This window comes from Lentibacillus sp. (genome assembly GCF_035301925.1).
In the GTDB taxonomy this organism is placed as follows: Bacteria; Bacillota; Bacilli; order Bacillales; family Amphibacillaceae; genus Lentibacillus.
On the sequence record NZ_DATGTI010000116.1, the window covers coordinates 1 to 11,582 of the forward strand.

11 protein-coding genes are annotated in these 11,582 nt (G+C 40.1%); 3 read left to right on the forward strand and 8 right to left on the reverse strand.

What is annotated here, in order from left to right; genetic code table 11:
• Nucleotides 1-588 (forward strand): tagatose 1,6-diphosphate aldolase (locus VK080_RS10060; protein ID WP_324224640.1); only part of this gene is annotated, 588 nt, incomplete at its 5' end.
• A gap of 65 nt (nt 589-653) precedes the next feature.
• Here VK080_RS10060 and VK080_RS10065 read toward each other — a convergent pair.
• The 6 genes from VK080_RS10065 to VK080_RS10090 form a co-directional block, all read right to left on the reverse strand.
• A complete protein-coding gene (locus VK080_RS10065; RefSeq protein WP_324224641.1) occupies nt 654-1,499 on the reverse strand; it encodes a Cof-type HAD-IIB family hydrolase in 846 nt (281 codons plus the stop codon).
• 90 nt (nt 1,500-1,589) lie between these two features.
• Complete coding sequence (locus VK080_RS10070; RefSeq protein WP_324224642.1) at nt 1,590-2,459, reverse strand: class II fructose-bisphosphate aldolase; 870 nt, start codon at nt 2,457-2,459, stop codon at nt 1,590-1,592.
• Nucleotides 2,460-2,461: 2 nt separating this feature from the next.
• On the reverse strand, nt 2,462-2,929 hold the full coding sequence (locus tag VK080_RS10075) for a fructose PTS transporter subunit IIA (protein WP_324224643.1): 468 nt from the start codon (nt 2,927-2,929) through the stop codon (nt 2,462-2,464).
• A gap of 13 nt (nt 2,930-2,942) precedes the next feature.
• Nucleotides 2,943-4,361: a fructose-specific PTS transporter subunit EIIC gene (locus VK080_RS10080; RefSeq protein WP_324224644.1), complete on the reverse strand. Its 1,419-nt coding sequence runs from the start codon at nt 4,359-4,361 to the stop codon at nt 2,943-2,945.
• Nucleotides 4,358-5,287, reverse strand: a complete 930-nt coding sequence (pfkB, locus tag VK080_RS10085; protein ID WP_324224645.1) for a 1-phosphofructokinase — start codon at nt 5,285-5,287, stop codon at nt 4,358-4,360. The genes VK080_RS10080 and pfkB overlap by 4 nt, the downstream gene beginning before the upstream one ends.
• Before the next feature lie 117 nt (nt 5,288-5,404).
• Complete coding sequence (locus VK080_RS10090; protein WP_324224646.1) at nt 5,405-6,184, reverse strand: MurR/RpiR family transcriptional regulator; 780 nt, start codon at nt 6,182-6,184, stop codon at nt 5,405-5,407.
• A 241-nt stretch (nt 6,185-6,425) separates the two neighbouring features.
• Between VK080_RS10090 and VK080_RS10095 the strand changes: the two genes are divergently transcribed.
• A complete protein-coding gene (locus VK080_RS10095; RefSeq protein WP_324224647.1) occupies nt 6,426-7,148 on the forward strand; it encodes a DUF5986 family protein in 723 nt (240 codons plus the stop codon).
• Nucleotides 7,149-7,185: 37 nt separating this feature from the next.
• Nucleotides 7,186-8,328, forward strand: coding sequence for an XRE family transcriptional regulator (locus tag VK080_RS10100; RefSeq protein ID WP_324224648.1), 1,143 nt, complete (start codon nt 7,186-7,188; stop codon nt 8,326-8,328).
• A 158-nt stretch (nt 8,329-8,486) separates the two neighbouring features.
• Here VK080_RS10100 and VK080_RS10105 read toward each other — a convergent pair whose 3' ends face one another.
• Together VK080_RS10105 and VK080_RS10110 are read right to left on the reverse strand one after the other, a co-directional pair.
• Nucleotides 8,487-10,979 carry a beta-N-acetylhexosaminidase family protein gene (locus tag VK080_RS10105; protein WP_324224649.1) on the reverse strand — a complete coding sequence of 831 codons (2,493 nt, stop codon included), beginning with the start codon at nt 10,977-10,979 and terminating at the stop codon, nt 8,487-8,489.
• Nucleotides 10,980-11,317: 338 nt separating this feature from the next.
• Nucleotides 11,318-11,582: hypothetical protein (locus VK080_RS10110; RefSeq protein ID WP_324224650.1), on the reverse strand; the 265-nt coding region annotated here is incomplete at its 5' end.

Genomic DNA, 11,582 nt, shown 5'->3' on the forward strand with positions numbered 1-11,582 from the left:
GAAAAATATAATACAATCAAAAAAGCATTTATCAAGCGTGTCGGTGATGAATGCAAGCAAAACAATCTGCTATTCATATTAGAGCCTGTTTCCTACAGTGCAGAAGGTTTAGGTTCAAAAAGCGCTGAATTCGCCAAGAAAAAGCCGGAAATTGTAGAGTATTTTATGACCGAATTCTCCAAAGAGGAGTATGGCATTGATCTGTTGAAAGTTGAAGTGCCCGTATCCATTTACAATATTGAAGGCTATCAGCAATACGATAATTATGAACCTGTATTTAGCAAGGAAGAAGCCGCGAATTTTTATCGTACTTGCTCAGAAAAAAGCCGTCTGCCATTTATTTATTTGAGCGGTGGCGTAACAAATGACCAATTTGTCGAAACACTGCATTTCGCCAAAGAATCCGGTGCCAAATTCAGTGGCAGCCTGTGTGGACGTGCCATCTGGAAAGACGGTGTTCAACCATTTGCAGAAGAAGGAAAAGAATCACAATATCAGTGGCTCAAAACAACCGGATTGGAGAACTTAAATAAAGTGAAAAAGGCTATTAAGGATACAGCAACACCATGGTCGGAGTTTGTTGAATAGAGGGAATAGAGGGGTCTGTCCCCCACCACACTAATGCGTTAAAGTGGTGAGGGACAGACCCCCCCTTATGTTAAGATATAGTTCCTTAATGCATATGCCACACCGCTGTCATTGTGGTCTTTGGTAATGAAGGCTGCACGTTCCTTTACTTCCTCCTCAGCATTCTCCATTGCGATTCCTCTGCCAGCTATTTCAAACATAGAAATATCATTCAGATTATCCCCAATAGCAAAAGTATCTGCAAGCGGGACATTAAAATAGTCTGCAATAAATTTGAGTGCATTTCCTTTGCTGGCCTGCTCATGCGCTATTTCAAGTTTTTCCCTTCCAGAAGTTGTCAGCGAGATGTCCTTCATTTTTGTCATATCCCTGCGGAGTTCTTGCAGTTTTTCATGATTAAATGACAAAACAAACACTTTGTACGGGTTTAATGTGGAAAACTCAGCGGCATGAAAGTCAGAAACATAAATAAGTCCATGCTGACTGTACTGAATATCGACTTTGTTAAAAGCTGACTTTTTATCAGTCTCCTGGTCAAGTTCCTGAATTTCCTGATAGAGTAAATCTTTTCCTTCTTCCATAATGTATACACCTTGATTGGTGTAAATTTCGTAATACAAATTGTGCTTTTTAATCGCATTCCTTATCTTTTTAAGCACTTCTAATGGTATTATGAATTGTTGAAGTATATCTCCTGAGTGGTATGTCATCGCACCATTACCGGTTATAAACGGACATTCAATATCCGCTTGTTTTAAAATCTGCCGCGTATCGTGCAGTGAACGTCCAGACGAAATCACAATAATGTTATTATTTTTTTGTGCTTCATAAATGGCATTCCTATTTTCTAAGGATATCGTACCGTCATCCGAAAGCAGTGTTCCATCCAAGTCAATTGCAATTAGTTTCATTTAATTCTTCCTTTCCCGTATCGACAATTACATATAATGAAGAACCAATCCTCCCATTAAATTCAGGAAAAATTGGTTCTCACTAAATTATTATACGAATGAAGAAACCACTTTATCTTTGCTGTCAACCATTGTAATCTTTGTTTTCACTATTTCTTTGGCCGCATCTTTGGCGTTTTGTAAATAAGTTCGCGGATCAAGGCTGTCCGGATTTTCAATAAAATGCTTACGAATTGCCTCTGAATACGCATTTTTAAGTTCAGTTGAGACGTTGACTTTTGCCATACCAAGCGACACGCACCGTCGTACGACATCATCAGGTAACGCTGAGCCTCCATGAAGGACAAGTGGCACATCGACTAATTTTGAGATTTCTTCAATGCGGTCAAAATCAATGTCCGGCTTTCCTTTATATATACCATGGGCTGTACCTATAGCAGGAGCTAAGGTAGGGACTTCTGTCATTTCAACAAACTTCTTACATTCCTCAGGTACCGCTTTTTGGGCATCACTTTCATCTACAGCAATGTCATCTTCAACACCACTTACTTTTCCTAACTCCGCCTCTATATTAACGCCAAGGGATTTAGCAAGTTCCACCACATTTTTTGTACGAGCTACATTTTCTTCAAATGGGTGCATGGACGCATCAATCATTACTGATGTATAACCAGCCCGAACAGCCTGTTTGATGACTTCATATTCAGTACAGTGGTCAAGATGAAGTCCTGTTGGAATATTGTAATAGTCTGAAGCAGTAGCTGCTACTTTCGCTATATTTTGCGCTCCCAACTGTTTCACTGTTCCAACGGTGGTTTGCAATATTACCGGTGAGTGCATCTCTGCTGCCGCTTCGAGTACCCAAAAAATACTATCAAAGGAATGAACATTAAATGCAACTATCCCATGTTTATCTGCTTTAGCCTTTTGCAGCATTGGTGTTGTTGAAAAAAGCGGCATAATTAATGATCCTCCCCGGATGGAATGGCTTCACCAATTAGCTCGGCAAGCTCCTCACCTGTTGTTGCATCAAGAAAAGCCTGCCGTTTATCTTCATCCATTAATGCACGTGATAATGCAGATAATGCTTGAAGATGGGTTGATCCTGCTTCTTCATTTGGAATAAGCAGGGAAAGAAAGAAGAAGGATGGCTTGTCATCAAAAGACTGCCATTCAATTCCATTCTTAGTACGAACAATCACAACTGCAGGCTTAATAACAGCATCAGACTGGGTATGTGGAATTGCAAAACCTTCCTGAAATCCTGTGGTGCTTTCTTCTTCGCGCGCTTTCAATCCTTTAACAACGTCGTTTACCGATGAAGCAATTCCATTTTCAACGGCTATACTTGCAATGGTTTGGAACACTTCTTCTTGTGAGGAATCGTTTGTATTCAATTTTATATATTCTGGTTGTATTATTCTCGACATTCTGAACCACTCCTTAGTTTGCTTTTTGTGCGAGATTTTTGCGGTACATTCCATAAATAAATGCTCCTACCAAGGAACCAATTAAAATTGCTAGCACCCATAGTAATGCACCTGTAACCACCGGCAATACTAGAAATCCACCGTGTGGGGCAGGAACCTGTACATCGAATAAATATGTCAGCACTGCAGAAATTGACGAACTGAACATGATAATGGGAATTACTACTAATGGGTTCTTGGCAGCAAAAGGTATAGCTCCCTCGGTAATATGCGTTGATCCAAGTGCAAAGTTAACCAGTCCGGCACTCCGTTCTTCTTCTGTAAAATACTTACGGAAGAATACTGTTCCAAAGGCAATAAGCAATGGAGGCGTAATACATGCTGCAGACACACCAGCCATAAAGTAAAAGTTTCCTTCGCTGAGAAGTGCGGTTCCGGTTAGATAGGCCGCTTTGTTTACGGGACCACCCATGTCAAAACCTGACATTGCACCTACTATAATACCAAGAATTATTGGATTGGATGATTGCATATTAGATAAAAAGTCCATCATTGATGAATTTAATGCCTGAACAGGGACATTAAATAGTGTCATAAAGCCGCCAATCAGGAATATACCGATTACGGGATATAAGAAAATAGATTTTAAACCGTCGAGCGAACTTGGTAATCTTCTAAGCAGATACTGTAGCAAAATGATGATATAACCGGCTGCAAAACCTGCCAGTATACCTCCCAGGAATCCAGCGCCACCTTGATCGGCTAAAAGTCCTCCAACAAATCCTACTATCATTCCGGGTCTTTTTGCAATTGACTCGGCAATAAATGCAGCCAGAATAGGGACCATCAGACTAAATGCTAGACCACCAACATTATTTAAAAAAGCCGCAAATTCGTTATAACTCTCGTGATCAGGATTTGCCGAATGAATACCGAATAAAAATGAAAGAGCTGTTAAAACCCCGCCGCCTACAACAACAGGCAACATATGGGATACACCATTCATTAGGTTATTATATATACTGCGCAAACCATTTCCTTTGTTATCCTTTTGAGAGGATTCAGTGTTCGAAGTCGCTTTTTCCTTTGATGCCTCATAGCCTCTCACTTGATGAATTGAAGCCTCTTCATTTATGATTTGCTTGATTAGCTCTTCAGATGCTTTGATTCCACGTGATACGGAAACATTAACTAATGGTTTGCCATGGAAACGATCTGAATTAACATCTTTGTCAGCAGCAATGATTACCCCATCTGCTTCACGAATTTCTTCCGCAGACAGTTCGTTTTCCACACCCACTTGACCATGTGTTTCTACTTTAATATCAACATCCATTTTTTCTGCAGCTTTTGTTAGGGCTTCAGCCGCCATGAAAGTATGTGCAATACCTGTTGGGCACCCTGTTGCTGCAACAATTTTTTTACGCGTCATTTTATCTCCTCCTTAATTTGATATACTTTTATTTCTTTTTGTAGAGTGGCTATATCTTTTAAATCACTTAAACCTCTGGAAAATGCTGTGGAAGCTCCAACAGCTGAAGCGTAGCTAAGTGCATTTTCAATAGTTTCATTTTGTGATCTTTTTGCCATAAAGGCTGACAGCATAGCATCACCTGAGCAGGCAGTATTCACCACGGTACCTTGAGGGGCAGTGGTTTTTAACAAATGCTCTTCTGAAAAATAAATTGATCCTTCATCTCCCCTGGAAACAATTACTTGTTGAGCCCCCTTGTTTAACAAATCTTTACCATATTTGATAATCTTTTGTTCACTCAGAGAATCAGCTTCGTTATACAAATCAGCTAACTCTTCTTCGTTCGGTTTTAATAAATAGGGTTCATGCTTGAGTGTATCCAGTAATGAGTTTGCACTGGTATCAAGTACAAATTTTACATCATTTTCTTGGCATATCCTGGAGATATCAACAATTATAGATTCTGGTACACCTCGCGGGAGACTGCCTGAAACAATGAGGGTACTACCACTTGGAATCGCTTTAATTTTACTCAAAATCTCTTCCTGCTCTGGTAAATTAATATACGGCCCTTGATTTACGATTTTGTATTCTGATTCGGCATTTAAAAAAACATTGATGCGTGTAGTGCCATCACAATAAACAAAATCTGATTGTATGTTGATTTCACTTAGAGAATCCTTTATATATTTTCCGGTGAAACCAGCAATAAATCCTAAAGCAGTACTATCAATCCCAAACTTTTTAAGCATTATGGAAACATTAATCCCTTTACCATTTGCCTGATAGTCCTCATCGTTTGTGCGATTGACGGTATTTGCTTTTAATTCATCAACTTCCACATACATGTCTATCGCAGGGTTCATGGTGCATGTATATATCAATTTTTCACCTTCTATCTTGATTGTTAATTTTATTGTCGCATAATTTTACATGTAAATGTTTTCAAAAGATGTAAATGGAAATGTAAAAAGTGCCGCGATCATTTATTCGCAGCACTATTAGTTCATCGTCCGTATAACATATGCATCCATTAAAATCCGAGCGATAACATTGAGTGATAACCTGGAACGGACTTCGTATTCCGGAAATAGTGAATGATCACTTTTATACCCCAGGAAAGTCATATCTGACAACTTGCTTAAGTTAGAGTTGACATTGGCTGTTATCGTGATTGTTGAAACTTGTTTTAAATTAAGGTTTTGACATGCTTCAACGAGTTCATCTGTTTCCCCTGATAACGATATAAAAATAGCAAGTTCGTTTTTCTCAATTTTACTGGATTTAATTCGTATTATATTTGGGTCATCATGAGTTTCGCAGGTTTTACCCATTACCTGAAATTTTACTGTCATTTCTTTGGCAATCATTTCGGAAAAACCTCTGGCAAAAATATAAATTTTATCTGCATCATATATTTTTTGAACAGCATCTTCTATTTGACCAATACTTTGCAGTTGAATTGTTCTTTTGACTTCTTCCTCATTTTTTTGAATGGCCTGTTTAATATTCTCATTGATATCTCCTAATAAGTCGTCATAGTCAATCATTTTCTTGTCTTGTTTAAGTCTATATTTAAAAGAAGTATAGCCATCATAACCCAGTTTCTTCATGAGTCGTACAATTGTGGCTGTTGAAACTGTAGCATTTTCACTTAAAGTAACAATTGACATGTTGGCTATATCATTTATATTTTCGTGTATATACTCAAGCAAATAACGCTCCGATTCACTTAGAGAATTATATGTTGAAGAAGAAATACTAAACAAAGAATTATCCATACATATGCCCTCGCTCTTATGTTTTATAACGTTAGTTTACTATATTAGTTAAGTTACTGTCATTATTTCTAAGCTATAAGTGGTTCTCTTGCAAAATCATCATCTTACTACCCGCAAAGTTCCCATCTGGAAGTTATAATAAAACCGTTCATAATAAGTTTTCATTAGCGTAGTTTTACTTGACTTTTTTATTGAAAAAGGGTAAAAATATTTACAAATACAATTAAAGGGATGTGGTTGAATGAATCATTATGATATTGATTATCAAGGAAATATCGCAAAGGGTTTTGTTGAAATTATTTCTAACGGACTTGAATCGTTTTCCGATTACAAACAAACTGTCGCAGAAAACCCCACAACAAATCATTTAGGGCATAAAAGAATGGATGAAATCAATAAGTACGTGAGAAGCTATCTGGCAGAACTAGAGGAAGAAGGATTCTTGCATCGCGTCATCACGGCCGGACGTTCGCCATATGAGGTATTAATGATTTTTGATACTAAAAAGAAAAATTTAATTCTTTTAAAAAGAGTCGGATCAATCGACAGCATACCGAGAAATATGTTTAAATCACCAGGCGATGACATTTCTGAATACATACAAGAGTATGCTAAAGTAAACAGTCGGTTATCATCCCAATTGGAATTTGAATTCGATGAAGAAAACGAGATCAACACTTTCAACCACATCCAACTCGAACAGGAATTTGAATATAACACATTGGTATTCATAACATTTGTTACCGATAAAGAGGAGAATCTTACCGATATTGCGATTGGCGTTCCCGCATATGATATGAATAGTTGGATAGCCCAAAATAAATGGAGCAAATTTATAGAGCCTGGCTTTGAAGAACCTCATACAGATCCAAACGTTGCAAGCGATGATACATCTAAATCCGGGGATCAAAAGTATAAAGATATCCTGAAGCGGAAAAACCAGGAAAAAGAAGAAGGGCGCTAAAATTTTTGAAGCATCCAAAACGAAAAGGAGCATTACCATGGAAGTGAATCAATTCAACCCTAGTAAATTAAAACAAGCGAGAATTTTCCGTGGTCTCACAATATCTGAATTGGCACATTCGACCAACATAACAAAACAAGCCATTTCCCAATATGAACAAGGCAAAATCACACCACGAATCGAAACGATGTTTAAACTAGTCAATAAACTCAATTTCCCCCGTGAATTTTTTTATTCATATGATACAGATACTGGATTTAACAGTTATACCTTCTTCAGATCAAAAGTCAATGTCAGTAAAAAACGATTGAATGCTCAAGAACAAGTCGTCGATTTTTTGTTTAACGGACAACAATTTTTGGAGCATTATATTGAATTTCCAAAGCTAAATATACCCGATGTTCTTATTAAAGACTCCTGGGAAAAAGATGACATAGAAGACTTGGCGCAGAACGTCAGAAACATATGGGGAATTGGAGACGAACCCATCCACAATCTTATTTTTGAATTAGAAAGAAACGGCGTATTCTTGTCAAGCATATTAACAGACACACATGGTGTAGATGCCTACAGTCAAAAGAAAGTTATAAATGGGCAGGATTATTGTTTTATGCTCTTAGGTAAAGATAAAAAATCCGCTGTTCGAAGGCAATTCGATGCAGCACACGAACTGGGTCATTTATTAATGCACAGTTGGATTGAGAAAGGAACAGAGCTGGAACCTGACGAAAAAAGACGGATGGAGAAAGAAGCAGATTATTTCGCTTCCGCACTATTACTACCAAGAGAAGCATTTATATCCACCATCTATAAACCGAAGCTGGAGGAATACATTCATTTAAAAAAATATTGGATGGTTTCCATCAATGCCATGATTGTACGCAGCTATCACCTGAATTTAATTAACTACACCCAGTATCAATATTTACAGAAGCAACTTTCGCGGAAAAAGATGCGAAAGTTTGAACCTTATGATGATGTATTACAGCTTTCCAACCCAGGAATGTTGAAACAAGCTGTGGCTGAATTATTGGCTGATGGCACGATTACTCCTATGCAAATGGCTAAAGAATTAAAAATGTTTCCAAGCCTAATCGAGGAAGTATTAAACCTTGATTCAGGTACACTAAATGTAAACACTGATAACAAGAATACGTTAGAGCTGAAAAGGAAAATTTGAACCAGATTGTACCATTTAAAGTAGTTGTCGCATTATCCATTCGTATTTAGCTTCATAAATCAGTGATGTAATCATAAACAGAGAGACTAACCCGGAAATTTACCTTCCGAGTCAGTCTCTCTGTAAATGTAGGAACTCATAAATGGTAATTATTTTTTTTAATACCATTTCTCAATCAAGTATTCAGCACCGGATTTCAGCGTCTGATACCCCGCATCTGATATCAATCCTTCTTCCAGCAGATGATCAAGCAGACGTATAAAACCTTCCGTATGCTTGATAACTTTTTCCGCCTGATTTTTTTCTTCATACTGGCTGACCGCAGTCAAATGCATTGATAAAGAACGGGCGGACTTGGCATTTGTTATTTCGCCATTTTCCTCAAAGTCCTCCACCAATGCTTTCATGTTGGCTGCACTGGAAGTCGAATGAATCGACATGGCTTCTTCAAGAAACGGCTGCATCACACCCGGGGCCATGACTTTATCATTCGGTATTGTGTATTCTCCCTTAGGAATCGTCAAGGTGACTTCATCGTTTTCAACATTGACTTTTGCGCCGATAATCGCATTGTCCTCCAGCCAATTGCTGACGTGGAGACTAAGCACATAGCCGTCGTCCGGGATCGGGGAGTTGTTGCCGCCCATTTTGACGACAGTATCGTCTACAACCGTGATTTCATATCCGTAAATATTTGTGCCGGTTGTCTCGCCGTATTCAGGTGTATACATGATGAGTTCTGATGCGCCGCGGAAACGATTCACGCCGTCAAGGGCTTTTGTTGCCACCTGAGGTTCATCAAGATCCAGTTCAATTGTGTCATTGGCAAGAATCTCATCCAGATCTGCCCGGTGCTGATCAGCCGCTTCCTGGTCATTATTTTGCAAAGCCATCATCATTTTCACCGTTTCCTGCCCGGCTTTTCCATGAATCTCAAGCTTCTTGAGCCATGCAGATGTTTCGTCAAGAAAATTTTCATTATCCAGGTTTTCCTGTAATTGGGCTGGCGTCGCTTCCATCGTCTGGAATTCGTCCAGCAATTGATTCGCAGCTTGCTCGGCATCACCTGCTTCGTAAGCCTCCCAGAATGCATCAATCAAAGGTGCAAGTGTCGGTGCGCCTTTATCATCATTTAAATCGGAAGCATAGCTGTTTTCCGCGAACGTCTTTAGGGCTCCTGCCGCGTCGCCGCCAAACGCCTTGAGACTGCGCTCCCATGATGCTTCAGGATTGTAATCGGCTGGATTCCACGTATAGTCCGCTACCGTATACAGCGCTATTTTTGATGCTTCCGCCTGAATCATCGGATTGGCCGTAATGCCCAGCACGCCGTGGTCGGTCAAATCACTGTCCCGATTCTCGAGTGGTCCCAGGAACAGCCGAATCGTTTCAAAATCATTCACCGGATAATTATCCCAAAGCAATAAATCATGATCGAACATGTCAGCTGCTTCTTGTGCTTGTTCATCGGTGATCTCAGGTGATACGACAGCCGGTCCCGTCCAATCAACAATCACGTTTGGATCAACTAACTCACCGAATTGCTGTTTATAAACCGTATCGCTAAGCCCCGAATACTCGGTCGGCACCGTAATCAGCCGTTCGGTACCGTCATGCGTTTCAATGAATTCTTCCTGGAAGCGATTCAGCAAATGCGCCTGGGCTGCAGCAGTCGGACTTGGCTCGTCCCCAAACCGTTCCTGATCCTGTTCACAGCGCAGACTGCCGGAAATATCGTCAAAAAAGATCGCATACGAGCGGACGCCAATGTCATACATGGATTGCATCTTGTCCATTAATAACCCAAAATCCTCATCCCCTGAATAGCAAACGCTTGAACCCGGGGAAAGCGCAAAGACGAACTGCACATGATTTTGTTCACTTTTCTCGACAAGTTCCGCCAGCTGATTAAACCGATCTTCCGGGTATGGTTCGCGCCATTTGCTAAGATGGTACGGATCATCCTTTGGCGCATAAACGTACGTATTCATTTTGTTTTGACCATAGAATTCGATCTGACTCAGCCGGTCTTCATGGGACCATGGCTGACCGTAGAATCCTTCAATCGTTCCGCGGAGAGGCATTTCCGGCCAATCCCGAATAGTAACTGACGGCATCCAGTCACGTCCCTGCCGCTCCTGAATGACCTGTTCAAATGTCTTGGCAGCGTAAAACATTCCAGCCTTATCTTTTCCGGCAAGAACAATTTGCTTCTCACCATTATCGCTTGTTGCCAGCACGTATCCCTCATCCGTTAGTGCTTCAGGTCCATCAACACCCAATTCGTTTAAAACATCTACAGCATCTGGATTATCTGAAATGCTGCCGAGCCAGATGGTCACGGGTGTATTCGGTGCCGTCTCACCGGCGGTACTGCGGACAATTCGCTCAACATCCGCTTCCCCCAATGTTTGTTCGACTTCACGAACAGCTGCTTCATCCGTGTTTTCACCGGTCACCAGACCAACGACGGGCGTAATTGGAAAGCCTTTACCGTTCACTTCCAGCTGCTGTGGTGTTGGCGAAACCGTGATTTCATCATTATCCGGCACCTTTGCTTGAGCCACCGGGCTGTTTGCCGCAGACATCAGGAGTACTGTGCCAAAAAGGAGCAGCAACAGCTTTTTGCCCATAAATTTTGTACGAGACATAAATACCACCTTCCTATTTTTATTGACGGATTGTGTCTATTTATCGCTCGTGATGTTCTACTGATCCCCTTGCACCATGTTCCGTCATATCGCAAGGGAACGACTTGTTTATTCAATCGCAGAAATACATTGGTAACTCTTAGACTATCAAGTTGAGATGTTGGCGTCCATACAACTTTGGATCGGTTGTTTAAAATTTTCAATATTTTTAGTATCAATTGCCTAGTTCTTTTTTCGTTTTTTATCGAAAAATGAATAAAAAACACCCGGTTTTGTCGATGCAAAACCAGGTGACTTTGATATACCCTTTTGTTATATAGGGCGTTAATGGCTCCAAGCTACTGATCCAAATCGCTAACCATCACTTCATCAAAATTAAAGATATTGCTGCTGTCATAATCAAAGTTAATGACACTCATCAGCACTCTGCCAGATTGGTTTGGCAATTGTTCATCCGCGGACAAAGTATGAACCATATCCCATTCTTCAGGTTCTTCGTTATCGTCCTTCCAGAGGCGCACCATCAGCTCGTCATCCTGTTTACGCAATCGAATCCAGTGCCATTCGTCTGCTGACATATTCGCATCAATACGGTCGAAATTA